Raw genomic sequence first — 26,159 nt, forward strand, 5'->3', positions numbered from 1 at the left:
GACGCTGTCTACGCTGGTCAGCGGGCTCCGGTCCGACTGACTTTTCATGTATGATATGCGCCCTTTTCGTCGCCCGACTGTCCGAGAGCATCCCATGCAGCTTTCTTCGCTCACTGCGGTTTCCCCTGTTGATGGCCGCTACGCCGGCAAAACCCAGGCCTTGCGCCCTATTTTCAGCGAATACGGCCTGATCCGTTTCCGCGTGATGGTTGAAGTTCGCTGGCTCCAGCGTCTTGCGGCTCACCCGCAGATCACCGAAGTCCCGGCCTTCTCCGCGCAAGCCAACGCCATCCTGGATGCCCTGGCTGAAGACTTCTCCGTGGAGCATGCCGAGCGCGTCAAGGAAATCGAGCGCACCACCAATCATGACGTGAAGGCTGTGGAGTATCTGCTCAAGGAGCAGGCTGCCAAATTGCCAGAGCTGGAAAAGGTCAGTGAGTTCATCCACTTCGCCTGCACCAGCGAAGACATCAACAACCTGTCTCACGCATTGATGCTGCGCGAGGGCCGCGACACTGTCGTGCTGCCGCTGATGCGCCAGATCGCCGACGCCATCCGCGAGCTGGCGATTCGCTTCGCAGACGTGCCGATGCTGTCCCGCACCCACGGCCAGCCCGCCTCCCCGACCACACTGGGCAAGGAACTGGCCAACGTCGTCTACCGCCTCGAGCGCCAGATCAGCCAGATCGCGGCGGTCCCGTTGCTCGGCAAGATCAACGGCGCAGTCGGCAACTACAATGCCCACCTCTCTGCCTACGCAGACATCGACTGGGAAGCCAACGCGCGCGCCTTCATCGAAGACGAACTGGGCCTGGGCTTCAACCCCTACACCACGCAGATCGAACCGCACGACTACATTGCCGAGCTGTTCGATGCCATTGCGCGCTTCAACACCATCCTGATCGACTTCGACCGCGACATCTGGGGCTACATCTCGCTGGGCTATTTCAAACAGCGCACCATCGCTGGCGAAATCGGCTCCTCGACCATGCCGCACAAGGTCAACCCGATCGACTTCGAAAACTCCGAAGGCAACCTGGGCATCGCCAACGCACTGTTCCAGCATCTGGCGAGCAAGCTGCCTGTCTCTCGCTGGCAGCGTGACCTGACCGACTCCACCGTGCTGCGCAACCTGGGCGTCGGCTTTGCCCACAGCGTCATTGCCTACGAAGCCAGTCTCAAGGGCATCAGCAAGCTGGAACTGAACGAACAGCGCATTGCCGCCGATCTGGACGCATGCTGGGAAGTTCTGGCAGAGCCGATTCAGACTGTCATGCGTCGGTACAACATCGAAAACCCGTACGAAAAACTGAAAGAACTGACCCGCGGCAAGGGCATCGGTCCTGAAGCGTTGCAGACTTTCATCGACGGTCTGGATATGCCCGCCGAAGCCAAGGCCGAGCTCAAGAAGCTCACGCCAGCCAATTACATCGGTAACGCAGCCGCTCAGGCCAAGCGCATCTGACACGCAAAAAAATTGCACACGCCCGGCTGTGCCGGGCGTTTTCATTTCAAGGGCTTACACATGAATCCTGATATTCCTCTACAACTTCTGGGCGGCATCAGTGCTCGCGTTTTCCTGCGTGACTACTGGCAGAAAAAACCGCTGCTGATCCGCCAGGCTCTGCCGGACTTTCAAAGCCCGATCGACGCGGACGAGCTTGCCGGCCTCGCCCTGGAAGAAGAAGTGGAGTCGCGCCTGGTCATCGAAAACGGCGAGCGTCCGTGGGAGCTGCGCCGTGGCCCGTTCGCTGAAGACGAGTTCAGCAAACTGCCCGAGCGCGACTGGACGCTGCTGGTCCAGGCCGTGGACCAATTCGTTCCGGAGGTCAGCGAGCTGCTGGAAAACTTCCGTTTTCTGCCCAGTTGGCGGATTGACGATGTGATGATCAGCTACGCTGCGCCTGGCGGCAGCGTCGGCCCGCATTTCGACAACTATGATGTGTTCCTGCTGCAGGGACACGGCAAGCGTCATTGGCAGATCGGCCAGATGTGCGATGCAGAAAGCCCGCTGCTGCAGCATGCCGACCTGCGCATCCTTGCCGAATTCGAGAAGACCGAAGAGTGGACGCTGGAACCGGGCGACATGCTTTATCTGCCGCCGCGCCTGGCGCACTGCGGCGTCGCCGTCGACGACTGCCTGACCTACTCGGTCGGTTTCCGGGCGCCAAGCGCTGCCGAAGTCCTGACTCACTTCACCGACTTCCTCAGCCAGTTCATCCCGGACGAAGAGCGCTATACCGATGCTGATGCCCAGCCGGTCAGCGACCCCCATCAGATCCAGCATGACGCGCTCGATCGCCTGAAAACGCTGCTGGCCGAGCACATGAGTGACGAACGCCTGCTGCTGACCTGGTTCGGCCAGTTCATGACCGAGCCGCGCTACCCGGAACTGGTAACCGGCCCCGAGCTGGACGAACAGGACCTGCTCGACAGCCTCGAGCAGGGCGCGGTGCTGATTCGCAACCCGAGCGCACGGCTGGCCTGGTCTGAAGTCGATGACGATCTGCTACTGTTTGCCAGTGGCCAGAGCCGCCTGCTGCCGGGCAGCCTGCGTGACCTGCTCAAACTGATCTGTGCCGCCGATGCGTTGCACAGCGAAAACCTCGGCCAATGGTTGGCCGATGACGAGGGGCGCAATTTGCTTTGCGAACTCGTAAAACAAGGAAGCCTGGGATTTGCCGATGAATAAAGTCACTGTAGCTGTCGCCCAATGGCAGAAGAACAACGCCGATATCCGGCGCATACGCGATTCGGTATTCATTGCCGAACAATCGGTGCCGCCGGAACTGGAGTGGGATGCCGAAGACGCAGGTGCCGTGCACTTTCTTGCGTACGAGGGTGAATATGCGGTGGGCACTGCCCGACTGCTGCCCGATGGCGAGATCGGTCGCCTGTCAGTCCTGAGAGACTGGCGCGGCCTGAAGGTCGGTGAGGCTCTGTTGGATGCCGTGATCCATGAAGCCGAACAGCGTGGCCTCAAGCCGCTCAAGCTGAGCGCTCAGGTGCAGGCCGTCGAGTTTTATCAGCGCTTCGGCTTTTCGGTTATCAGCGACGAGTTTCTCGAAGCCGGCCTGCCACACGTCGATATGCTCCGCGAAGCGTGATCAACGCCGTTATGTAGGCGCTCACCGCGGCACTACATAATGATCGCCCTGCCCTTTTTCGCTAGACCCTCTCAAGGTCGAACCGAAAAGCGGCAGGGCTTTTTTATGCCTGACCATTCAGCTTGATTGCCTGCAGCCGACACAGTGGCACAATCATGCTTTACGCGCTTACCGCGGAGAATGAACATGTCAGTACGCAACTTGCTCAATGCAGCGCTCACCTCGATGCTGATCGCCTTCAGCGCTCACGTCTTTGCGGCGACTGAAGTCGTCCCGCTCAACTACCGCACCAGTGCCGATCTGTTGCCGGTCGCCAAATCCTTTCTGGGCGACGAAGGCACCGTCAGCGCCTATGGCAATCAACTGATCGTGAACGCAGAGTCCCGCAAGATCGAAGAACTTCGCACCTTGATCTCGCAACTCGATACCGCGCCGAAACGCTTGCTGATCAGCGTCGACACCAGCGACAGCGCGACGCGCAGCCGCAGCGGCTCGCGAGTGATCGAGTACGGTACCGCCAGCCGTGAAGGCGGCGTGCAACAAGTGCAAACCAGCGAAGGCACTCCTGCACTCATCCAGGTTGGCCAGAGCGTACCGCTGACCTCCTCCTCCACGGACACGTACGGATACTCCCGAAGCGACACCGAGTACCGCAACGTAACCCAAGGGTTCTACGTCACGGCCAGCGTGACCGGCGACACGGTTCACCTGAGCATCAGCACCAATCATGATCGCATGAGCCAAGAGCGCCCTGACGCTATCAAGGTGCAAAGTACCGACAGCCAGGTCAGCGGTAGGCTCGGCGAATGGATCACGCTGGCGAGCAACAGCAACGAATCCGTCGCTGATCAGAGTGGCCTGGCGCAGCGCTATTCCACCCAGGGTCGCGACGACATGATTTTGCGCGTAAAGGTTGAAACCCTCGAATAGCCTGCCCGGGCTGAAAACCCAATACTTACGGGCCTTTTGATGACTGGCCGGTCGACTTCTCACAAATATGTAGTGATTTAAAAAAAGCACTACAAAACGTTTGACGCCCCCAGAAGTGCGAGGCATGATTGCCTCGCTCCCGCTAATCAGAGGCTTTGCAAAAAGCCTTCGAGTCGCCGCTCTCAATCACCCCGCAGAGCCGATTCGTGTCCGCACCGCCCACAAGGCAGTTTGACGAGGTTGCGACTGGAACGAAGTTGTCCCGAGGGACGGAAGCGTAAACGGTAACCCGGCAAGGCCAACGGTGATGCACAACGCCACTGCAGGTCCGACTGTCCACCTGACAGCCTCATGTCCGGACGCCCGCTCTCCCCTCGAGCACATCGTTCACCCGTCGCGACCCACGTAACGTGCGGCTTCAAGCAAAACCCCGGATCAGCGAGCAGCCATCTACCGTGCCTTCGATAAACGAGGCGTTTTGGCGGAGCAGGACTTTCCAGCGAGACCTACTTCTAGAGGTTTATCACCATGGCACTGACACGCGAACAACAAATAGCGGCTCTCGAGAAAGACTGGGCTGAAAATCCGCGCTGGACAAACGTGACCCGTACTTACTCCGCTGCAGATGTGGTCCGCCTGCGCGGCTCAGTTCAACCCGAACACACCTTTGCACGACTGGGTGCAGACAAGCTGTGGAATCTGGTGACCCAGGGTGCCAAACCGTCCTTCCGGCCGGACAAGGATTTCGTCAATTGCATGGGCGCCCTCACCGGTGGCCAGGCCGTGCAGCAGGTCAAGGCCGGCATTCAGGCCATCTACCTGTCCGGCTGGCAGGTCGCTGCCGACAACAACTCTGCCGAGTCCATGTACCCGGATCAGTCGCTGTACCCGGTCGACTCGGTGCCGACCGTGGTCAAGCGCATCAACAACTCGTTCCGCCGTGCCGACCAGATTCAGTGGAAAGCCGGCAAGACGCCGGGTGACGAAGGCTACATCGACTACTTCGCTCCGATCGTCGCAGATGCGGAAGCCGGGTTCGGCGGCGTACTCAATGCCTATGAGCTGATGAAAAGCATGATCGAGGCCGGTGCCGCCGGGGTGCACTTTGAAGATCAACTGGCGTCGGTGAAGAAATGCGGCCACATGGGCGGCAAGGTGCTGGTCCCGACTCAGGAAGCCATACAGAAACTGGTCGCTGCACGCCTGGCCGCCGACGTGGCCGGTGTACCGACCATCATTCTGGCCCGGACTGACGCCAACGCTGCCGACTTGCTGACATCCGATTGCGATCCGTACGACAAGCCATTCGTGACCGGCGAACGGACCCATGAGGGGTTCTACAAGGTTCGCGCCGGCCTCGATCAGGCCATCGCGCGCGGCCTGGCGTACGCGCCTTACGCTGATCTGATCTGGTGCGAAACAGCCAGGCCGGACCTCGACGAGGCACGCCGCTTCGCCGAAGCGATCAAAAAGCAATACCCCAATCAGTTGCTGTCCTACAACTGCTCGCCGTCCTTCAACTGGAAGAAAAACCTCGACGACGCAACCATCGCCAGGTTTCAGCGCGAGCTCTCGGCCATGGGCTACAAGCACCAGTTCATCACCCTGGCGGGCATTCACAACATGTGGCACAGCATGTTCAACCTGGCGCACGACTACGCCCGCAATGACATGACCGCCTATGTGAAGCTGCAGGAACAGGAGTTTGCCGACGCTGCCAAGGGCTACACCTTCGTGGCTCACCAGCAGGAAGTGGGCACGGGCTATTTCGATGACATGACGACCGTGATCCAGGGTGGCGTATCGTCGGTAACCGCACTGACCGGCTCGACCGAAGAAGAGCAATTCCACTGACACACCGCGCAACGCGTTGAAAATACAGGCCGTCCGTAAGGGCGGTCTGTCTGTTGTGTCAGAGGGTTCCGGTATTGACTTCGGACAATATGCAGTTGCCGAGTGGATGCTATAAAAGGCGCACTTTATAAGCAGTACCGTCACCCACTATGCGCCGACTACCGTACTTTGAACTATCAAGGCCTCTTCAAATGATATTAATTATCATTCAAATTGCCTTTTATTCCTTTTCGTCATCAAGAAACATAATTAACGAAAACCCTGCTGACGCCCGCCTCACAGGCCCTGCAGCCTTCCCGACAGGTCTCGGGCGATTGATTCCGTAAATAAATTTGATGTAGAAAATTTACTTGCCAACTGTTTGCACATAAAATCAATCCGTTGACCGCACTGCGACATTTCGTCACTGCCTCGACTCTTTATCAAGCACAGAGACCTTTGCTCTCTAACAAGGACTGACAGCATGCCCGAATCGACAGGTCTGATTGCCCACAACTGGGGCTTCGCCATTTTCCTTTTGGGTGTTGTCGGCCTTTGTGCCTTCATGCTCGGTCTGTCCAGCCTGCTCGGAAGCAAGGCCTGGGGCCGCAGCAAGAACGAACCTTTCGAATCCGGCATGCTGCCCACCGGCAGTGCGCGTCTGCGTCTCTCCGCAAAATTCTATCTGGTCGCGATGCTTTTCGTGATCTTTGACATTGAAGCCCTCTTTCTCTTTGCCTGGTCTGTGTCCGTCCGCGAAAGCGGCTGGACCGGATTCGTCGAAGCTCTCGTTTTCATAGCAATTCTGTTGGCAGGTCTTGTCTACCTATGGCGGGTTGGCGCTCTTGACTGGGCTCCTGAAGGTCGCCGTAATCGGCAAGCGAAGCTGAAACAATGAGGCTTTGGCGATGCAATATAATCTCACCAGGATCGACCCGGACGCTCCTAACGAGCAGTACCCCATCGGCAAACGGGAAACCGTTTCCGATCCGTTAGAAGATCAAGTCCACAAAAACATCTACATGGGCAAGCTGGAAGACGTGCTGAGCGGTGCGGTCAACTGGGGGCGTAAAAACTCCCTGTGGCCCTACAACTTCGGCCTGTCGTGCTGCTATGTGGAAATGACCACCGCTTTCACGGCCCCCCACGACATCGCGCGCTTTGGCGCTGAAGTCATCCGGGCGTCGCCACGGCAGGCGGATTTCATGGTTATTGCCGGTACCTGCTTCATCAAGATGGCGCCGATCATCCAGCGTCTCTACGAGCAAATGCTCGAACCCAAGTGGGTCATTTCCATGGGTTCGTGTGCCAACTCCGGTGGCATGTACGACATCTACTCAGTGGTCCAGGGGGTGGACAAATTCCTTCCCGTGGATGTCTACGTGCCCGGCTGCCCGCCCCGCCCCGAAGCGTTTCTGCAAGGCTTGATGCTGTTGCAGGAATCCATCGGCAAGGAGCGTCGCCCTCTTTCCTGGGTCGTTGGCGATCAAGGCGTATACCGCGCCGAGATGCCATCGCAAAAGGAACAGCGCCGCGAACAGCGTATTCAGGTGACCAACCTGCGCAGCCCCGACGAAGTCTGATCCAGCCCGTTCTTCTTATAAAAAAGACAAGAACCGGGGTTGATTCTGTACGTTGACCGAAGTGATTGAGACCTATGACTGCAGACAACGCTCTGTACATCCCGCCTTACAAGGCTGACGACCAAGATGTCGTCGTTGAACTGAATAACCGTTTTGGTGCCGAGGCTTTCACTGCCCAGCCGACTCGCACCGGTATGCCCGTGCTGTGGGTCGAGCGCGCCCGACTGTTTGAAATTCTGACGTTCCTGCGCAACGTGCCCAAGCCCTACTCCATGCTCTATGACCTGCATGGCGTGGACGAACGGCTGCGCACAAACCGTCGTGGTCTGCCCGGCGCAGACTTCACCGTGTTCTATCACCTGCTGTCGATCGAGCGAAACAGCGACGTGATGATCAAGGTAGCGCTTTCCGAAAGCGACCTGAGTGTACCGACCATCACCAGCATCTGGCCGAACGCCAACTGGTACGAGCGTGAAGTCTGGGACATGTTCGGTATCGATTTCCCGGGCCACCCGCACCTGAGCCGCATCATGATGCCGCCGACCTGGGAAGGCCATCCGCTGCGCAAGGACTTCCCTGCCCGTGCGACGGAATTCGACCCGTACAGCCTGACCCTTGCCAAACAGCAACTGGAAGAGGAAGCCGCACGCTTCCGTCCGGAAGACTGGGGCATGAAACGCTCTGGCGCCAACGAGGACTACATGTTCCTCAACCTGGGGCCGAACCACCCTTCCGCTCACGGTGCGTTCCGTATCATTCTGCAACTGGACGGTGAAGAAATCGTCGATTGCGTTCCGGACATCGGCTACCACCACCGTGGTGCCGAGAAGATGGCCGAACGTCAGTCCTGGCACAGCTTCATTCCCTACACCGACCGTATCGATTACCTGGGCGGGGTGATGAACAACCTGCCTTATGTGCTCTCGGTCGAGAAGCTGGCAGGCATCAAGGTGCCGGAAAAGGTCGACGTCATCCGCATCATGATGGCCGAGTTCTTCCGTATCACCAGTCACCTGCTGTTCCTGGGAACCTACATTCAGGACGTGGGCGCCATGACACCGGTGTTCTTCACGTTCACCGACCGCCAGAAAGCCTACACCGTGATCGAAGCCATTACCGGCTTCCGTCTGCACCCTGCCTGGTACCGCATCGGCGGGGTCGCTCACGACCTGCCGCGTGGCTGGGAAAAACTGGTCAAGGACTTCGTCGACTGGCTGCCCAAGCGTCTCGACGAATACACCAAGGCGGCCCTGCAAAACAGTATTCTCAAGGGTCGTACCATTGGCGTCGCCGCCTACAACACCAAGGAAGCCCTCGAGTGGGGCGTCACCGGTGCAGGCCTGCGCTCCACCGGTTGCGACTTCGACCTGCGCAAGGCTCGCCCTTACTCGGGCTACGAGAACTTCGAATTCGAAGTGCCACTGGCCGCCAACGGCGATGCCTATGACCGCTGCATGGTCCGCGTCGAAGAGATGCGCCAGAGCATCAAGATCATCGACCAGTGCATGCGCAACATGCCGGAAGGCCCGTACAAGGCGGATCACCCGCTGACCACGCCGCCGCCGAAAGAGCGCACCCTGCAGCACATCGAAACCCTGATCACGCACTTCCTGCAGGTTTCGTGGGGCCCGGTCATGCCGGCCAACGAATCCTTCCAGATGATCGAAGCGACCAAGGGTATCAACAGCTATTACCTGACGAGCGACGGCGGCACCATGAGCTACCGTACCCGGATCCGCACCCCGAGTTACCCGCACCTGCAGCAGATCCCTTCGGTGATCAAAGGCAGCATGGTCGCGGACTTGATCGCGTACCTGGGTAGTATCGATTTCGTTATGGCCGACGTGGACCGCTAAGCATGAATAGCCCGCTAATCCAGACTGACCGTTTCGCCCTGAGCGAAACCGAGCGCTCGGCCATCGAGCATGAGATGCATCATTACGAGGACCCGCGCGCGGCGTCCATCGAAGCCCTGAAAATTGTTCAGAAGGAACGTGGCTGGGTGCCTGACGGTGCCATTTACGCGATCGGCGACCTGCTGGGCATCCCCGCCAGCGACGTCGAAGGCGTTGCCACCTTCTACAGCCAGATCTTTCGCCAGCCGGTCGGGCGTCACATCATTCGTGTCTGCAACAGCATGGTGTGTTTCATCGGCGGCCACGAAAACGTGGTCGACGAGATCAAGAACTCACTGGGCATCGGCCTGGGTCAGACCACCGCCGACGGTCGTTTCACACTGCTGCCGGTCTGCTGCCTCGGCAACTGTGACAAGGCGCCGGCCGTGATGGTCGACGACGACACTTTCGGCGATGTACAGCCTGCTGGCGTTGCCAAGATGCTGGAGGGTTACCTATGACCATCACTTCCTTCGGCCCTGCCAACCGCATTGCGCGCACGGCAGAAACCCATCCGCTGACCTGGCGTCTGCGCGACGACGGCGAACCGGTCTGGCTCGACGAGTACCAGACCAAGGACGGCTACGCTGCAGCGCGCAAGGCGCTGACGCAGCAGGCGCCTGACGATATCGTCCAGTCGGTCAAGGATTCCGGCCTCAAGGGCCGCGGTGGCGCAGGCTTCCCCACGGGGGTGAAGTGGGGCCTGATGCCCAAAGACGAGTCCATGAACATCCGCTACCTGCTGTGCAACGCGGACGAGATGGAGCCCAATACCTGGAAAGACCGCATGCTGATGGAGCAACTGCCCCATTTGCTGGTCGAGGGCATGCTGATCAGTGCCCGCGCGCTGAAAGCCTATCGCGGCTATATCTTCCTGCGCGGCGAATACGTCACCGCAGCCAAGCACCTCAATCGCGCAGTGGCTGAAGCCAAGGCCGCCGGTTTGCTGGGCAAGAACATTCTCGGCACCGGGTTCGACTTCGAACTGTTCGTGCACACGGGTGCCGGTCGCTACATCTGCGGTGAAGAAACCGCACTGATCAACTCGCTGGAAGGCCGCCGCGCCAACCCGCGTTCCAAGCCGCCCTTCCCTGCTGCGGTGGGCGTGTGGGGCAAGCCGACTTGTGTGAACAACGTCGAGACTTTGTGCAACGTGCCTGCCATCGTCAACAACGGCAACGACTGGTACAAGTCGCTGGCTCGCGAAGGCAGTGAAGACCACGGCACCAAGCTGATGGGTTTCTCCGGCAAGGTCAAAAACCCCGGTTTGTGGGAACTGCCCTTCGGCGTACAGGCTCGCGAACTGTTCGAGGACTACGCCGGCGGCATGCGCGATGGTTTCAAGCTCAAGTGCTGGCAACCCGGAGGCGCCGGTACGGGTTTCCTGCTGCCGGAGCATCTGGACGCGCAGATGTACGCAGGCGGTATCGCCAAGGTCGGCACCCGGATGGGTACGGGGCTGGCGATGGCGGTCGACGATTCGGTCAACATGGTCTCGCTGCTGCGCAACATGGAAGAGTTTTTCGCTCAGGAGTCCTGTGGCTTCTGCACGCCATGCCGCGACGGCTTGCCATGGAGCGTGAAGATGCTTCGCGCCATCGAGAACGGTCAGGGTCAGCCGGGGGATATCGAAACCCTGCTGGGTCTGGTCAATTTCCTCGGCCCTGGCAAGACCTTCTGTGCCCATGCACCGGGCGCTGTTGAACCCTTGGGCAGTGCGATCAAGTATTTCCGTTCCGAGTTCGAAGCCGGTATCGCGCCAGCCAGCGCAGCCACGCTCGTTCCGGGCAAAAGTCCGACAGTGGTCGGCGCATAACAAGACACAACGGTCGGCGGCTGTTCGGGCTGCCGTCCTCGTACCTGCTGACGCCCTCCGGGCTGAACGATACGGGTACTACCGAGATTCCATTAGCCACGCCCGCTGACAACGGGCCAACGAAGACCTTTGAACCATGGCTACTATTCACGTAGACGGCAAAGCGCTCGAAGTCGATGGTGCAGACAACCTGTTACAGGCATGTCTGTCGCTGGGCCTCGATATCCCTTATTTCTGCTGGCACCCCGCCCTTGGCAGCGTTGGCGCCTGTCGCCAGTGCGCGGTCAAGCAGTACACGGACGAGAACGACACACGCGGTCGTATCGTCATGTCCTGCATGACGCCAGCCACCGACAACACCTGGATCTCCATCGAAGATGATGAATCCAAGGCCTTCCGGGCCAGTGTCGTCGAATGGCTGATGACCAACCACCCGCATGACTGCCCGGTCTGCGAAGAAGGCGGTCACTGCCACCTGCAAGACATGACCGTGATGACCGGCCACAACGAGCGCCGTTATCGCTTCACCAAGCGTACCCACCAGAATCAGGAGTTGGGGCCGTTCATCGCGCACGAGATGAACCGCTGCATCGCCTGTTATCGCTGTGTACGCTTTTATAAAGACTACGCGGGCGGCACCGACCTGGGCGTCTACGGTGCCCATGACAACGTGTACTTCGGTCGCGTTGAAGACGGCACGCTGGAAAGCGAGTTCTCCGGCAACCTCACCGAGGTCTGCCCGACCGGTGTGTTCACGGACAAGACCCACTCCGAGCGCTACAACCGCAAGTGGGACATGCAGTTCTCTCCAAGCATCTGCCATGGCTGTTCCAGCGGCTGCAACATCAGCCCGGGTGAACGCTACGGTGAATTGCGCCGCATCGAAAACCGTTACAACGGCTCGGTGAACCAGTACTTCCTCTGCGACCGCGGACGTTTCGGCTACGGCTACGTCAACCGCAAGGACCGCCCGCGTCAGCCATTGCTCGTCGACGGCCAGGTCAAACTGAGCCTGGACGAGGCGCTGGACAAGGCGGCGGACCTGCTGCGCGGCCGTAACATCGTCGGCATCGGTTCTCCTCGCGCAAGCCTCGAAAGCAACTACGCACTGCGTGAACTGGTGGGCGCCGAGCATTTCTACAGCGGTATCGAAGCCGGTGAGCTGGAGCGTATCAGGCTGATCCTCAAGGTCCTGAACGACAGTCCGCTGCCGATCCCGACCCTGCGTGACATCGAAGATCACGATGCCATCTTCGTCCTCGGCGAAGACCTGACCCAGACAGCAGCGCGTATGGCCCTGGGCTTGCGCCAGGCCGTCAAAGGCAAGGCTGAAGACATGGCAGCGGCGATGAAAGTCCAGCCGTGGCTCGACGCGGCCGTGAAGAACATCGGTCAGCACGAGCTCAATCCGCTGTTCATCGCCAGCCTCGCCGAAACCCGTCTCGACGACGTCGCAGAAGAATGCGTACATGCAGCGCCCGATGACCTGGCGCGTATCGGTTTTGCCGTGGCCCACGCCCTGGACGCCAGCGCACCGGCCGTCGAAGGCCTGGACAGCGAGGCGCTGGAACTGGCGCAACGCATTGCTGACGCACTGCTGGCTGCCAAACGACCGCTGATCATTTCCGGCAGTTCGCTGGGTTCGACAGCGCTGATCGAAGCCGCTGGCAACATCGCCAAGGCCTTGAAGCTGCGCGACAAGCAGGGTTCCATCAGCCTGATCGTGCCTGAAGCCAACAGCATGGGCCTGGCGATGTTCGGCGGCGAGTCCGCAGATGCCGCGCTGCAAGCCGTGATCTCCGGCAAGGCCGACGCTATCGTAGTGCTGGAAAACGATTTGTATCGTCGTGTGGACGCCAAGATCGTCGACGCCGCGCTGAGCGCTGCGAAAGTCGTGATCGTCGCTGACCATCAGAAAACCCCGACCAGCGACCGTGCCCATCTGATTCTGCCAGCAGCCAGCTTCGCTGAAGGCGACGGCACACTGGTCAGCCAGGAAGGCCGCGCCCAGCGCTTCTTCCAGGTCTTCGATCCGACCTATCTGGATGCCAGCATTCTGGTCCACGAAGGCTGGCGCTGGTTGCATGCCCTGCGTGCCACCTTGCTGAACAAGCCGGTCGACTGGACGCAACTCGACCACGTCACCGAAGCCTGCGCCGGCAGCACGCCGCAACTGGCGGGTATCGTCAACGCCGCGCCGTCTGCATCGTTCCGCATCAAGGGCCTGAAACTGGCTCGCGAACCGCTGCGTTATAGCGGCCGTACAGCGATGCGAGCCAACATCAGCGTGCATGAGCCGCGCACCTCGCAAGACATCGACACCGCGTTCTCTTTCTCCATGGAAGGCTACTCGGGCTCGGCCGAGCCTCGTCAGCAGGTGCCATTCGCCTGGTCGCCGGGCTGGAACTCGCCGCAGGCCTGGAACAAGTTTCAGGACGAAGTCGGCGGTCATTTGCGTGCCGGCGATCCGGGCACTCGCCTGATCGAAAGCCAGGGCGATGGTCTGTCATGGTTCTCCAGCGTGCCACGCGCGTTCTCTCCAGAACGCGGCACCTGGCAGGTCGTGCCGTTCTTCCACCTGTTCGGCAGCGACGAAACCTCGTCTCTGGCCGCGCCGGTTCAGGAACGCATCCCGCAGGCCTATGTCGCCCTGGCCAAATCCGAAGCCGATCGTCTCGGCGTCAACGACGGTGCCCTGCTCTCCTTGAGCATCGGCGGCGAAACGCTGACCTTGCCGCTGCGCATCAGCGAAGAACTGGGCGCGGGTCTTGTGGCATTGCCGGCAGGACTGCCCGGCATTCCGCCAGCACTCTTCGGCAAATCCGTTGACGGTCTGCAGGAGGCAGCGCAATGACCTGGTTTACCCCTGATGTGATCGACGCAATCATCGCGGTGGTCAAGGCCATCGTGGTGTTGCTGGCCGTCGTGATTTGCGGTGCCCTGCTGAGTTTCATCGAGCGTCGTCTGCTGGGTTGGTGGCAGGATCGTTATGGCCCGAACCGCGTGGGTCCGTTCGGCATGTTCCAGATCGCAGCCGACATGTTGAAAATGTTCTTCAAGGAAGACTGGACCCCACCGTTCGCCGACAAGGTGATCTTCACCCTGGCGCCAGTGGTTGCCATGAGCGCCTTGCTGATCGCCTTTGCGGTCATCCCGATCACCCCGACCTGGGGCGTCGCGGATCTGAACATCGGTCTGTTGTTCTTCTTCGCCATGGCCGGTCTGTCCGTGTATGCGGTGCTGTTCGCCGGCTGGTCGAGCAACAACAAGTTCGCCCTGCTGGGCAGCCTGCGTGCTTCGGCACAAACCGTGTCCTACGAAGTGTTCATGGGTCTTGCGCTGATGGGCATCGTGGTTCAGGTCGGCTCTTTCAACATGCGCGACATCGTTGAATATCAGGCGCAGAACCTGTGGTTCATCATTCCGCAGTTCTTCGGCTTCTGTACGTTCTTCATCGCAGGCGTCGCGGTGACTCACCGCCACCCGTTCGACCAACCGGAAGCCGAGCAGGAACTGGCTGACGGCTACCACATTGAATATGCCGGCATGAAATGGGGCATGTTCTTCGTGGGCGAATACATCGGGATCATCTTGATCTCGGCGCTGCTGGTGACGCTGTTCTTCGGTGGCTGGCACGGCCCGTTCGACATTCTGCCATCGCTGGCTTTCTTCTGGTTCGCCTTGAAAACCGCGTTTTTCATCATGCTGTTCATTCTGCTGCGCGCCTCCATCCCGCGCCCGCGTTATGACCAGGTCATGGATTTCAGCTGGAAGTTCTGTCTGCCGCTGACCCTGATCAATTTGCTGGTGACTGCTGCGATTGTGTTGTTGAACACACCGGCAGGCTCGGTTCAGTGAGGATTTGACCCATGTTCAAATATATTGGTGACATCGTTAAGGGTACGGGTACCCAGTTGCGCAGTATGGTCATGGTCTTCGGCCACGGCTTTCGCAAGCGCGACACCCTGCAATATCCCGAAGAGCAGGTTTATCTCCCTCCTCGCTATCGCGGTCGCATCGTACTGACCCGCGACCCCGATGGCGAAGAGCGCTGCGTAGCGTGCAACCTGTGTGCAGTAGCCTGCCCGGTTGGCTGTATTTCGTTGCAGAAAGCCGAGACAGAGGACGGACGCTGGTATCCCGACTTCTTCCGCATCAACTTCTCGCGTTGCATCTTCTGCGGCCTGTGCGAAGAAGCCTGCCCGACTACCGCGATCCAGCTTACGCCGGACTTCGAGATGGCCGAGTTCAAGCGTCAGGATCTGGTGTACGAGAAGGAAGATCTGCTGATCTCCGGTCCCGGCAAGAACCCTGACTACAACTTCTATCGCGTTGCCGGTATGGCCATTGGCGGCAAGCCCAAGGGCTCCGCACAGAACGAAGCCGAGCCGATCAACGTCAAGAGCTTGCTGCCTTAAGGAAGTAAAGATGGAATTCGCTTTCTACTTCGCATCCGGTATCGCTGTTGTGTCCACCCTGCGGGTGATCACCAACACGAACCCGGTGCACGCCCTGCTCTACCTGATCATCTCGCTGATCGCCGTAGCAATGACGTTCTTCAGCCTCGGCGCGCCGTTCGCCGGTGTGCTGGAAGTCATTGCCTACGCGGGCGCGATCATGGTCCTGTTCGTGTTTGTGGTGATGATGCTCAACCTCGGCCCGGCCTCGGTTCAGCAGGAACGTGCCTGGCTCAAACCCGGCATCTGGATAGGCCCGGTCATTCTCGGCGCGCTGTTGCTGGCCGAGTTGCTGTATGTGCTGTTCGCCAACCCGACCGGCGCTGGTGTCGGTCACACCACGGTCGACGCCAAGGCAGTCGGCATCAGCCTGTTCGGGCCCTATCTGCTGGTGGTGGAACTCGCCTCGATGCTGCTGCTTGCAGCAGCCATCACGGCCTTCCATCTGGGCCGCAACGAGGCCAAGGAGCCAAGCCAATGAATGCTATCCCTCTTGAGCACGGTCTGGCGGTCGCCGGGGTCCTGTTCTGTCTGGGTCTGGTCGGCCTGATGGTGCGCCGTAATATTCTCTTCGTGTTGATGAGCCTGGAAATCATGATGAACGCCGCTGCACTGGCATTCGTCGTTGCCGGCAGTCGCTGGGGACAACCGGACGGGCAGGTGATGTTCATCCTGGTGATCAGCCTTGCGGCAGCCGAGGCCAGTATCGGCCTGGCGATCCTGATGCAACTGTATCGCCGCTTCCACACTCTCGATATCGATGCTGCCAGCGAGATGCGCGGATGAATCTTCTCTTTCTGACTTTCGTATTCCCCCTCATCGGCTTTCTGCTGCTGTCGTTCTCCCGTGGACGCATCTCGGAAAACCTCGCTGCGCTGATCGGCGTCGGCTCCATCGGCCTGTCAGCCATTGTCACTGCCTGGGTCATCTGGCAGTTCAACGTGGCACCCCCCGAAGGCGGTCACTACACCCAGGTGCTGTGGCGCTGGATGGACGTCGATGGCTTCCAGCCCAACTTCGCGCTGTATCTGGACGGACTGTCCGTCACGATGCTGGGCGTCGTGGTTGGCGTCGGCTTCCTGATCCACCTGTTCGCGTCCTGGTACATGCGCGGTGAAGCGGGCTATTCGCGCTTCTTCTCCTACACCAACCTGTTCATTGCCAGCATGCTGTTCCTGATCCTGGGCGACAACCTGCTGTTCATCTACTTCGGTTGGGAAGGCGTGGGCCTGTGCAGCTATCTGTTGATCGGTTTCTATTACAGCAACCGCAACAACGGCAACGCAGCGCTCAAAGCGTTCATCGTCACCCGTATCGGTGACGTATTCATGGCTATCGGTCTGTTCATCCTGTTCCAGCAACTGGGCACGCTCAATGTGCAGGAACTGCTGGTCAGGGCGCCGGAACACTTCAAGGTCGGCGATTTCTGGATCGTGCTGGCGACGTTGATGCTGCTGGGCGGTGCGGTCGGTAAATCCGCCCAGCTGCCACTGCAAACCTGGCTGGCTGACGCGATGGCCGGTCCTACTCCGGTTTCGGCGCTGATCCACGCAGCGACCATGGTCACGGCGGGCGTTTACCTGATCGCGCGTACTCACGGCCTGTTTGCACTGGCACCCGACATTCTGCATCTGGTCGGGATTGTCGGCGGCATCACGCTGGTTCTGGCGGGTTTCGCCGCATTGGTGCAGACCGACATCAAGCGTATCCTCGCCTACTCGACCATGAGCCAGATCGGCTACATGTTCCTGGCACTGGGCGTCGGCGCCTGGGAAGGCGCGATCTTCCACCTGATGACCCACGCCTTCTTCAAGGCGCTGCTGTTCCTTGCTTCCGGTGCGGTGATCGTTGCCTGCCACCACGAGCAGAACATCTTCAAGATGGGCGGTCTGTGGAAGAAACTGCCATTGGCCTACGCCAGCTTCATCGTCGGTGGCGCTGCTCTTTCCGCTCTGCCGCTGCTGACGGCGGGCTTCTACTCCAAGGACGAAATTCTTTGGGAAGCATTTGCCAGCGGTAACAACGGTTTGCTGTATGCCGGTCTGGTGGGCGCGTTCATGACGTCGCTGTACACCTTCCGCCTGATCTTCATCGCGTTCCACGGAGAAGCCAAGACCGAAGCACACGCAGGTCACGGCATCGCGCACTGGCTGCCACTGTCGGTGCTGATCGTGCTGTCGACGTTCATCGGCGCGCTGATCACTCCGCCGCTGGCCGGTGTGCTGCCGCAGAGCGTCGGCCATGCCGGTGGCGAAGCCAAGCACAGTCTGGAGATCGCCTCCGGCGCCATCGCGCTGGCCGGTATCCTGCTGGCAGCGTTGCTGTTCCTCGGCAAGCGCCGCCTGGCAACGGCTATCGCCAACAGCGCTCCGGGCCGTTTCCTCTCGGCCTGGTGGTTCGCGGCATGGGGCTTCGACTGGATCTACGACAAGCTGTTCGTCAAGCCGTATCTGGCAATCAGCCATGTACTGCGTAGTGATCCGTTCGACCGCACCATCGGCTTGATCCCACGTCTGGTCAAAGGCGGTCATGACACCATGAGCCGCACCGAGACCGGCCAGTTGCGTTGGTATGCTGCCTCGATCGCCGTGGGTGCCGTTCTGGTACTCGGTGCCGTCGTTCTGGTTGCGATCTGATATGAACCTTGCGAATTTGCGAAAGGAATTGAGCCCGTCATGATTCTGCCCTGGCTAATCCTGATCCCCTTCATCGGCGGCCTGCTGTGCTGGCTGGGTGAGCGCTTCGGCTCTACCCTGCCGCGCTGGATTGCGTTGCTGACAATGACCCTGGAACTGGTTCTCGGCCTCTGGCTGTGGGCTACCGGCAACTTCGGCTACGCGCCGGTGCCGGGTGCCGATCCGACCTGGACCCTGGAATTCCACCACCCGTGGATCACCCGCTTCGGCATCGATGTGCATCTGGCACTCGATGGCCTGTCGCTGCTGATGATCCTGCTGACCGGCCTGCTGGGCGTGCTGTCGGTGCTCTGCTCGTGGAAGGAAATCCAGCGCAAGGTCGGTTTCTTCCACCTTAACCTGATGTGGATTCTGGGCGGTGTCGTCGGCGTGTTCCTGGCCATCGACCTGTTCATGTTCTTCTTCTTCTGGGAAATGATGCTGGTGCCGATGTATTTCCTCATCGCGCTCTGGGGTCACAGCTCTTCGGATGGCAAGAAAACCCGTATCTACGCGGCCACCAAGTTCTTCATCTTCACTCAGGCCAGTGGCCTGATCATGCTGGTGGCGATCCTGGGTCTGGTGCTGGTGCACTTCAATCAGACCGGCGTGATCACCTTTGCCTACGCCGACCTGCTGAAGACCAAACTGGCACCAGGCACCGAGTACATCCTGATGCTGGGCTTCTTCATAGCCTTCGCCGTCAAGCTGCCGGTGGTGCCATTGCACTCCTGGCTGCCGGATGCGCATGCCCAGGCACCGACTGCAGGCTCCGTCGACCTGGCGGGTATCCTGCTGAAGACTGCGGCTTACGGCCTGCTGCGTTTTGCCCTGCCGCTGTTCCCCAACGCATCGGCCGAGTTCGCACCGATTGCAATGACGCTGGGCCTGGTCGGTATCTTCTACGGCGCATTCCTGGCGTTTGCCCAGACCGACATCAAGCGTCTGATCGCATTCTCCAGCGTTTCGCACATGGGCTTCGTACTGATCGGTATCTACTCGGGCAGCCAGCAAGCGCTGCAAGGCGTACTGATCCAGATGATCGCCCACGGTCTATCGGCTGCGGCACTGTTCATTCTCAGTGGCCAGTTGTACGAGCGCCTGCACACCCGCGACATGCGTGAGATGGGCGGTCTGTGGTCACGCATCGCCTACATCCCGGCCATCAGCCTGTTCTTTGCCGCCGCCTCTCTGGGTCTGCCGGGCACCGGCAACTTCGTCGGCGAGTTCCTGATTCTGCTGGGCAGCTTTGCCAGCTCACCCTGGATCACGGCGATTGCCACTTCCGGTCTGGTATTTGGTTCTGTCTACTCGCTGATCATGATCCACCGCGCCTACTTCGGCCCGTCGAAGTCCGACGAGGTTCTGAAGGGCATGGACGGACGGGAAATGATCATGGTGCTGGGCCTTGCCGTGCTGCTGGTCGTGCTCGGGGTATTCCCGCAGCCGTTCCTCGACACATCGGCGGCGACCATGCACGGCGTGCAGCAATGGCTAGGCACTGCCTTCACTCAACTCGCTTCGGCCCGGTAAGAGCGCTATGGACCTGACGATTCAACACTTTATTGCGCTTGCGCCACTGCTGATCACCAGCCTCACCATTGTCGTGGTGATGCTTGCGATCGCATGGCGCCGCAATCACTCGCAAACGTTCCTGCTTTCGGTAGCAGGCCTCAACCTGGCCCTGCTGTCGATTTATCCGGCATTGAAAGTCGCCCCTCTGGTCGTGACGCCACTGCTGCATATCGACAACTTTGCCTGCCTGTACATGGCGATCATCCTCGCCTCTACCCTCGCTTGCGTGACCATGGCGCACGCCTATCTAGGTGACGGCAAGGCCGGGTATCCGGGCAATCGCGAAGAGCTTTACCTGCTGATCCTGCTGGCAGCTGCCGGTGGACTGGTTCTGGTCAGCGCTCAGCATCTGGCGGGGCTGTTCATCGGCCTGGAACTGCTGTCGGTGCCGGTCTACGGGTTGGTGGCTTATGCCTTCTTCAACAAGCGTTCGCTGGAAGGCGGCATCAAGTACATGGTCCTGTCGGCTGCAGGCTCGGCGTTCCTGCTGTTCGGTATGGCGCTGCTGTACGCAGAGGCAGGCTCGCTGAGCTTCGACGGTATCGGCAAGGCCATCGCGGCAACCGGCATGCCGAGCCCGATTGCCAGCCTGGGTCTGGGCATGATGGTCGTCGGCCTGGCCTTCAAGCTGTCACTGGTGCCGTTCCACTTGTGGACCCCGGACGTTTACGAAGGCGCCCCTGCGCCGGTCGCTGCCTTCCTGGCAACTGCCAGCAAGGTGGCAGTGTTCGCGGTACTGGTGCGTCTGTTCCAGATTTCTCCGGCAGCCAGCAGCGGTGTCTTGCATGATGTACTGGCAGTCATCGCCGTCGCGTCGATCCTCGTCGGCAACCTGCTGGCGCTGACTCAGACCAACCTCAAGCGTCTGTTGGGCTACTCCTCCATCGCCCACTTCGGTTACCTGATGATTGCGCTGGTGGCCAGCAAGGGCATGGCGGTCGAGGCGATCGGCGTCTACCTGGCGACTTACGTCCTGACCTCGCTGGGCAGCTTCGGTGTGATCACCATGATGTCTTCGCCTTACAGTGGACGTGATGCCGACGCGATGTTCGAATACCGTGGTCTGTTCTGGCGTCGCCCTTACCTGACGGCAGTCATGACCCTGATGATGCTGTCGCTGGCAGGTATCCCGCTCACCGCAGGTTTCATCGGCAAGTTCTATATCATCGCCACTGGTGTCGAATCGCAGCTGTGGTGGCTGGTCGGGGCTCTGGTAATTGGTAGCGCCATCGGCGTGTTCTATTACCTGCGCGTGATGGTCACCATGTATCTGGTCGACAACAAGCTTCCTCGCCACGACGCAGCCATCAATTGGGCGCAGCGCACGGGCGGCGTGATGCTGCTGGCCGTTGCGATCCTGACCTTCGTGCTGGGTGTGTATCCGCAACCGCTGCTCGATCTGGTGCTCAATGCCGGTCTGCACGTAGCAGGCTGATCCAGTGCAAACAAAAAGCCCTGCTCTGGAGCAGGGCTTTTTTTTGTCTTCGAAAACGGCTAATGCCTGACGTCATGGGCAAACGTGGCAATGCGTCCTTGCAATGTCAGCCCGGCAGTTTCACGGGCTTCTTGGCGCCGCTGAACAATCCCCAGCTGGACATGAACAGCGCCGCCACCAGAGGCCCGATCACAAAGCCGTTCAGACCAAAGACCGACATGCCGCCCAGCGTGGAAATAAGGATCAGGTAGTCCGGCATTTTGGTGTCCTTGCCCACCAGGATCGGACGCAGGACATTATCCACCAGGCCGATCACCAGGACGCCAAACAAGCCCAGTACCACACCTTGCCAGATCATGCCGCTAAGCAGGAAGTAGATCGCCACTGGCGCCCAGACAATCCCGGCTCCCACCGCAGGCAACAGCGACAGGAACGCCATGATCACCGCCCAGAGCAACGCACTCGGGATGTCCAGCACCCAGAAGATGAAGCCACCCAGCGCACCTTGCGTCACCGCGACCACCACGTTGCCTTTGACAGTGGCACGTACCACTCGGGTGAACTTGAGCTGCAGACGACGCTTCTGCTGTTCGCCCAACGGGAAGGCCGTGCGGATCTTGCGTACCAGCTCCTGTCCGTCGCGCAGGAAGAAGTACAGCAGGTAAAGCATGATGAAGACGCTGACGACAAAGTCGAAGGTGCCCTGCCCGAAGCTGAATGCCTGCGTCGCCAGGTACTGACTGCCCTGCATCGCGCCCTTGGCAATCTTGTCGCGTAACCCCTCCAGGTCGCCCATGCCCAGACGATCGAGCAGCGCCTGCATGGAGTGCGGCAACAGGTCCTTGAACTCGGCCAGATAACCGGCGATATCCAGTTGCCCGGTCTCGACGTTCTTGTACAGCGTGGTGCCCTCCTGAACCAGCAAGGCGCTGATCACGATCACCGGCAGAATCGCGATGACCAGACAGATCGTCAGGGTGCACAGGGAAGTGAGATTGCGTGACCAGTTGAACTTGATCTGCAACTTGCGCTGCACAGGCGCGAAGATGATTCCAAGGATGACCGCCCAGAATACTGCGCCATAGAACGGCAGCAGAATCCATATGAAGGCAATGGTCACCAGTACCAGTAGCAGAATGAGGGTTTTGTATTGCAGCGTGGTTTCGTTCATGTCCTGTCCATGTCATTAGACCGCGCATCGCGCCCGGTCTAGAGCTTAGTCAGCACGCGAGCGCACGAGTGCCATCTTCCATGAAGGCAATATGACGGCGATGCCAGTCGCGAGTGATGGCAGGGGTTCAAGCCCCTGCCAGACAGGCATCAGACCCGGACCTGATCGACCAGACTGTCCAGGCGCGCGCTCGGTTCTGCCGGGCTGCGGGAGGTCTCTGCGCTTTGCCGGGCTTCATCGGCGACGCTCTCGACAGCAGCCGCGAGCTAATGAACGCTGCGATTGATTTCTCTGAAAGATGCGGGCTGACGTACTACGGGGCAGTCCGCTCTGGCAGGTCTATGCGTACCCGCAATCCCCCTGCCGGGCTCTCCTGCAATTGCAATTGACCGCCCCACGCTTCGACGATGTCGCGCACGATACCCAGGCCCAGCCCGTGGCCGGTAATCTGCTCGTCAAGACGAGCGCCACGACTGAACACTTCTGCGCGTTGCGCCTCGGGAATACCAGGGCCATCGTCATCCACCAACAGGCAGAAGCCCTGAGCCTGACTCAAAATGTTCAGACGTACCTCGCTGTCGGCCCATTTGCAGGCGTTGTCCAGCAGGTTGCCGAGCAGTTCGAGAATGTCTTCCCGATCCCACGGCAGATACATGCCCGCCTCGACATCGTTGACCAACTGGAGGTGAGCACCATGGATCATGCCCAGCGTGGAGAAAAGCCCGGGCAGTTCGGCATCACAATCGAAGCGGGCTCCTGGTAGAGCGTCACCGGAGAGGCGCGCGCGATTGAGCTCACGCTCCAGACGCAGACGGATATTTTCCAGCTGTTCCTGCAGGGTCCTGCGCAAGGCCGGGTTGGCGTCCAACTGTCCGCTGAGGGCCAGGCTCAGCAACACCGCAAGTGGTGTCTTCAAGGCATGTCCCAGATTACCCAGCGCATTGCGCGAGCGCTTCAGGCTGTCTTCAGTATGCGCGAGCAAGTGGTTGATCTGCGCCACCAGCGGCTCGAGTTCGAGGGGAACCTGATTGTCCAGCTGTGAACGCTGGCCCTGCTGAAGCTGAAAAATCTGCTCGCGAACGGTTTCAAGCGGACGAAGCGCTCTTCGCACGGTGATGCGTTGCAACACCAGTACCAGGATCAGCGCGGCAAGCCCGAGCCCCAGCCCGATCTGCTGCATGAGGCGAAAACTCGCCCTGACCGGCGTGTAATCCTGGGCGACGGTGATTGAAACCTGCTTGCCGAACTTGCGGTATTCGCTGGTCAGCATCAATAGCGATTGCCCGGTCTTGCCGAGCTCAAGATTGGCATGCAAACCCACCCCGGGCTGGGGCAGCTCGAAATCCCACAGGGAGCGGGAGCGCCAGTGTCCCTGCGGCAAGTCCATACGGAAATAATGGCCAGACAACGGACGCTGGTAGGCACCCGAAAGGCGATGGTCATCCAGTTGTAGCCCGGCAGGACCTCGCACTAGCGCTACCAGCAGGTTTTCACTCTCGTTGCGCAGACCTGACTCCAGGTAGCGTTGCAAGCCCACTTCGAACAGCCACAGACTGGTCTGTGCCATCACCAGACCGACAACGACCATGACGGCGATCAGCCCCAGACTCAGACGTCGCTGTATGGACTTCAACCGCCGGCTCCGCCATACAGATAGCCCTGGCCACGGCGTGTCTCGACGACTGCACGGCCCAACTTGCGCCTCAGGTGATTGACATGGACTTCAATAACATTGGAATCACGCTCGTTTTCGCCATCGTACAAATGCTCCGACAGATGGCTTTTCGAGAGAATCTGTCCCGGGTGGAGCATGAAATAACGCAGCAGACGAAACTCAGCCGAGGTGAGCTGGATATCCACGCCATCCCGGCTGACGCATTGCCGGCCTTCATCCAGATTAAGACCGGCCGATTCCAGCGTGGGCTGGTTGGCCAGCCCGTGCGAACGTCGCAACAGCGCCTGAATACGCAGCTGCAGCTCTTCAGGATGAAAAGGCTTGGTCAGGTAATCATCAGCGCCTGCCTTCAAACCTTCTATACGCTCTGACCAGGAACCCCGCGCGGTCAGAATCAACACAGGGGTCGCCAGACCTTTGCTGCGCCACTGCTGAAGAACCTCGAGCCCTGGCATGCCGGGTAAGCCCAGATCCAGAACAATCAAGTCATACGGCTCGCTTGCTCCTTGATAAACCGCATCGCGCCCGTCAGCCAGCCAGTCGACCGCATAGCCTTGACGCCCCAGCGCAGCGAGCAGCTCATCGGCCAGGGGAACGTGGTCTTCAACCAGTAGCAGGCGCATCAGTCATCATCCTCGTCTTTCAACAATCGGCTATCACGCGCATCGAACTTGAGCTCGCGAACAACGCCCTCAGGGGTCAGCAATTCAAATTCATACACGTACACATTATTCTTTTCCTCAAGCTCGGCCTCCAGCAAACGAGAGCCCGGATGAAGGCCCATCGCGCGCTCAATGAACTGTTCAAGAGGCAATATGACTCCGCGCTGCCGCAAACTGAGCGCTTCATCCTGATTCAGATCTCTGGCGTACACAAAGGAGCAGGTCAGGCTCAAACCAAGGATGACACAGAGACGCTTGTCGACATTCATTAGTTGTCCTGATGATTCCTGTAGACCTGGCCCGTGGCGGCGTCCATTTCGAGAACCCACTCGATACCCTGGTTGTCACGCAGCTCGACATTGTAAACGTACCTGCCGTATATGTTCTTGAACTGCGTGCCAATGATACGGGCATCGGGGTGTTTGCTCAGCGCTTTGGCATCGAGCTTTTCAGCCGAATGAAGCGTACCTGCATCACTGAGGCGCAGCACTTCCTGTGGGTCGACCTCACGCGCCTGAATGAAACAGGACGTCAAACCAAATGTAAGGGCCGCCAGCAGGGTCGTCAGCGTTTTCATAGGGGTATCCATAGCGATCGGTGCTTCTATGGCATCCACCTTAACCGGTACAACTTAACTCAAACTGAATAGATCTGGCCGAGTGCCACCAAGCGCTCCTGGCATGGAGTTTCAGGCCATTGCTGTTAAACTCCCCGATTGCATTTATCGCGTCAGCGATCGCCATTTTTCCGGGACCAATACACAGTGGAAATTTTCAAAGAGTTTACCTTCGAGTCAGCACACCGCCTCCCCCACGTTCCGGAGGGGCACAAGTGTGGACGTCTGCACGGCCATTCGTTTCGTGTCGGCATTCATCTGGCCGGAAAGGTTGATCCCCATACCGGCTGGATCCGGGACTTCTCGGAAATCAAGGTGATCTTTAAGCCGCTGTATGAACGCCTCGATCATAACTACCTGAATGACATCCCGGGCCTTGATAATCCAACCAGCGAAAACCTGGCGAAATGGATCTGGAATGAATTAAAGCCTCTGCTCCCGGAGCTGTCGGCAGTCCGTATTCACGAGACCTGCACCAGCGGATGTGAATACCGCGGCGACTGATTGCCCTGACAATAAAAAACCACCTCAGCGGTGGTTTTTTTGTGCCTGTAGACCGGCAGCACGTATTGAATGAGGCACTTCACATGCCGGATTTCTGTTAGCCGAAAAAACAAAAACCCTCAACGCGTAAGCGATGAGGGTTTCTGGAATTCAATCTTGACGATGACCTACTCTCACATGGGGAAACCCCACACTACCATCGGCGATACATCGTTTCACTACTGA

Annotated in this window: 24 protein-coding genes; 19 read left to right on the plus strand and 5 right to left on the minus strand. The window is 59.4% G+C overall.

Annotated elements, in window-relative coordinates:
• The first annotated feature begins 94 nt into the window (after positions 1-94).
• The 18 genes from purB to nuoN all read left to right on the plus strand — a co-directional run bounded on the left by purB (position 95) and on the right by nuoN (position 21,306).
• Positions 95-1,465, plus strand: a complete 1,371-nt coding sequence (purB, locus tag KBY08_RS18880) for an adenylosuccinate lyase (protein WP_003371741.1) — start codon at positions 95-97, stop codon at positions 1,463-1,465.
• A 60-nt stretch (positions 1,466-1,525) separates the two neighbouring features.
• On the plus strand, positions 1,526-2,692 hold the full coding sequence (locus KBY08_RS18885; RefSeq protein ID WP_003405098.1) for a cupin domain-containing protein: 1,167 nt from the start codon (positions 1,526-1,528) through the stop codon (positions 2,690-2,692).
• Complete coding sequence (locus tag KBY08_RS18890; protein WP_003405100.1) at positions 2,685-3,107, plus strand: GNAT family N-acetyltransferase; 423 nt, start codon at positions 2,685-2,687, stop codon at positions 3,105-3,107. Before KBY08_RS18885 ends, KBY08_RS18890 begins: the two co-directional genes overlap by 8 nt.
• Positions 3,108-3,293: 186 nt before the next feature.
• Positions 3,294-4,037: a secretin N-terminal domain-containing protein gene (locus KBY08_RS18895; RefSeq protein ID WP_111522664.1), complete on the plus strand. Its 744-nt coding sequence runs from the start codon at positions 3,294-3,296 to the stop codon at positions 4,035-4,037.
• A gap of 528 nt (positions 4,038-4,565) precedes the next feature.
• On the plus strand, positions 4,566-5,891 hold the full coding sequence (gene aceA / locus KBY08_RS18900; protein WP_024642920.1) for an isocitrate lyase: 1,326 nt from the start codon (positions 4,566-4,568) through the stop codon (positions 5,889-5,891).
• A gap of 463 nt (positions 5,892-6,354) precedes the next feature.
• Entirely contained in the window at positions 6,355-6,768 is a 414-nt protein-coding gene (locus KBY08_RS18905; RefSeq protein WP_002554011.1) for an NADH-quinone oxidoreductase subunit A, read from the plus strand.
• Positions 6,769-6,778: 10 nt separating this feature from the next.
• Positions 6,779-7,453, plus strand: a complete 675-nt coding sequence (locus tag KBY08_RS18910; protein ID WP_003405105.1) for a NuoB/complex I 20 kDa subunit family protein — start codon at positions 6,779-6,781, stop codon at positions 7,451-7,453.
• A 74-nt stretch (positions 7,454-7,527) separates the two neighbouring features.
• Positions 7,528-9,309, plus strand: coding sequence for an NADH-quinone oxidoreductase subunit C/D (nuoC, locus tag KBY08_RS18915; protein WP_011268276.1), 1,782 nt, complete (start codon positions 7,528-7,530; stop codon positions 9,307-9,309).
• Positions 9,310-9,311: 2 nt separating this feature from the next.
• Positions 9,312-9,809, plus strand: a complete 498-nt coding sequence (gene nuoE, locus KBY08_RS18920) for an NADH-quinone oxidoreductase subunit NuoE (RefSeq protein ID WP_003371730.1) — start codon at positions 9,312-9,314, stop codon at positions 9,807-9,809.
• Positions 9,806-11,164 carry an NADH-quinone oxidoreductase subunit NuoF gene (nuoF, locus tag KBY08_RS18925; RefSeq protein WP_003405108.1) on the plus strand — a complete coding sequence of 453 codons (1,359 nt, stop codon included), beginning with the start codon at positions 9,806-9,808 and terminating at the stop codon, positions 11,162-11,164. The genes nuoE and nuoF overlap by 4 nt, the downstream gene beginning before the upstream one ends.
• Before the next feature lie 136 nt (positions 11,165-11,300).
• The gene (gene nuoG / locus KBY08_RS18930) at positions 11,301-14,018 is read left to right on the plus strand and encodes an NADH-quinone oxidoreductase subunit NuoG (RefSeq protein WP_024642921.1); all 2,718 of its coding nucleotides are present in this window, start codon (positions 11,301-11,303) and stop codon (positions 14,016-14,018) included.
• Positions 14,015-15,022, plus strand: a complete 1,008-nt coding sequence (gene nuoH / locus KBY08_RS18935; protein ID WP_003405110.1) for an NADH-quinone oxidoreductase subunit NuoH — start codon at positions 14,015-14,017, stop codon at positions 15,020-15,022. The genes nuoG and nuoH overlap by 4 nt, the downstream gene beginning before the upstream one ends.
• Before the next feature lie 11 nt (positions 15,023-15,033).
• The gene (nuoI, locus tag KBY08_RS18940; RefSeq protein ID WP_003405112.1) at positions 15,034-15,582 is read left to right on the plus strand and encodes an NADH-quinone oxidoreductase subunit NuoI; all 549 of its coding nucleotides are present in this window, start codon (positions 15,034-15,036) and stop codon (positions 15,580-15,582) included.
• 10 nt (positions 15,583-15,592) lie between these two features.
• Positions 15,593-16,102, plus strand: coding sequence for an NADH-quinone oxidoreductase subunit J (gene nuoJ / locus KBY08_RS18945; RefSeq protein WP_003317979.1), 510 nt, complete (start codon positions 15,593-15,595; stop codon positions 16,100-16,102).
• The gene (gene nuoK / locus KBY08_RS18950; RefSeq protein WP_003317980.1) at positions 16,099-16,407 is read left to right on the plus strand and encodes an NADH-quinone oxidoreductase subunit NuoK; all 309 of its coding nucleotides are present in this window, start codon (positions 16,099-16,101) and stop codon (positions 16,405-16,407) included. Before nuoJ ends, nuoK begins: the two co-directional genes overlap by 4 nt.
• Positions 16,404-18,257 (plus strand): NADH-quinone oxidoreductase subunit L, encoded by a 1,854-nt coding sequence (gene nuoL, locus KBY08_RS18955; protein WP_024642922.1) that lies wholly within the window; start codon positions 16,404-16,406, stop codon positions 18,255-18,257. The genes nuoK and nuoL overlap by 4 nt, the downstream gene beginning before the upstream one ends.
• A gap of 39 nt (positions 18,258-18,296) precedes the next feature.
• The gene (gene nuoM / locus KBY08_RS18960; protein WP_002554022.1) at positions 18,297-19,829 is read left to right on the plus strand and encodes an NADH-quinone oxidoreductase subunit M; all 1,533 of its coding nucleotides are present in this window, start codon (positions 18,297-18,299) and stop codon (positions 19,827-19,829) included.
• Positions 19,830-19,836: 7 nt separating this feature from the next.
• Positions 19,837-21,306, plus strand: a complete 1,470-nt coding sequence (gene nuoN, locus KBY08_RS18965; RefSeq protein ID WP_024639675.1) for an NADH-quinone oxidoreductase subunit NuoN — start codon at positions 19,837-19,839, stop codon at positions 21,304-21,306.
• Between the two features lie 106 nt (positions 21,307-21,412).
• Here the strand turns inward: nuoN and KBY08_RS18970 are convergent, their stop codons facing one another.
• From KBY08_RS18970 to KBY08_RS18995, 5 genes are all read right to left on the minus strand, one after another.
• Complete coding sequence (locus KBY08_RS18970) at positions 21,413-22,477, minus strand: AI-2E family transporter (RefSeq protein ID WP_003405122.1); 1,065 nt, start codon at positions 22,475-22,477, stop codon at positions 21,413-21,415.
• 313 nt (positions 22,478-22,790) lie between these two features.
• Complete coding sequence (locus tag KBY08_RS18980) at positions 22,791-24,110, minus strand: sensor histidine kinase (protein ID WP_011268280.1); 1,320 nt, start codon at positions 24,108-24,110, stop codon at positions 22,791-22,793.
• Positions 24,107-24,775, minus strand: a complete 669-nt coding sequence (locus tag KBY08_RS18985; RefSeq protein WP_003405126.1) for a response regulator transcription factor — start codon at positions 24,773-24,775, stop codon at positions 24,107-24,109. Before KBY08_RS18985 ends, KBY08_RS18980 begins: the two co-directional genes overlap by 4 nt.
• Positions 24,775-25,083: a PepSY domain-containing protein gene (locus KBY08_RS18990; RefSeq protein WP_003317989.1), complete on the minus strand. Its 309-nt coding sequence runs from the start codon at positions 25,081-25,083 to the stop codon at positions 24,775-24,777. The genes KBY08_RS18985 and KBY08_RS18990 overlap by 1 nt, the downstream gene beginning before the upstream one ends.
• Complete coding sequence (locus KBY08_RS18995; RefSeq protein WP_054092141.1) at positions 25,083-25,391, minus strand: PepSY domain-containing protein; 309 nt, start codon at positions 25,389-25,391, stop codon at positions 25,083-25,085. The genes KBY08_RS18990 and KBY08_RS18995 overlap by 1 nt, the downstream gene beginning before the upstream one ends.
• Positions 25,392-25,577: 186 nt before the next feature.
• Between KBY08_RS18995 and queD the strand changes: the two genes are divergently transcribed.
• The gene (queD, locus tag KBY08_RS19000) at positions 25,578-25,934 is read left to right on the plus strand and encodes a 6-carboxytetrahydropterin synthase QueD (RefSeq protein ID WP_004408030.1); all 357 of its coding nucleotides are present in this window, start codon (positions 25,578-25,580) and stop codon (positions 25,932-25,934) included.
• Positions 25,935-26,159 lie beyond the last annotated feature (225 nt).

The sequence above is a fragment of the Pseudomonas sp. P135 genome (genome assembly GCF_020312125.1).
GTDB classification, from domain to species: Bacteria; Pseudomonadota; Gammaproteobacteria; order Pseudomonadales; family Pseudomonadaceae; genus Aquipseudomonas; species Aquipseudomonas fragariae.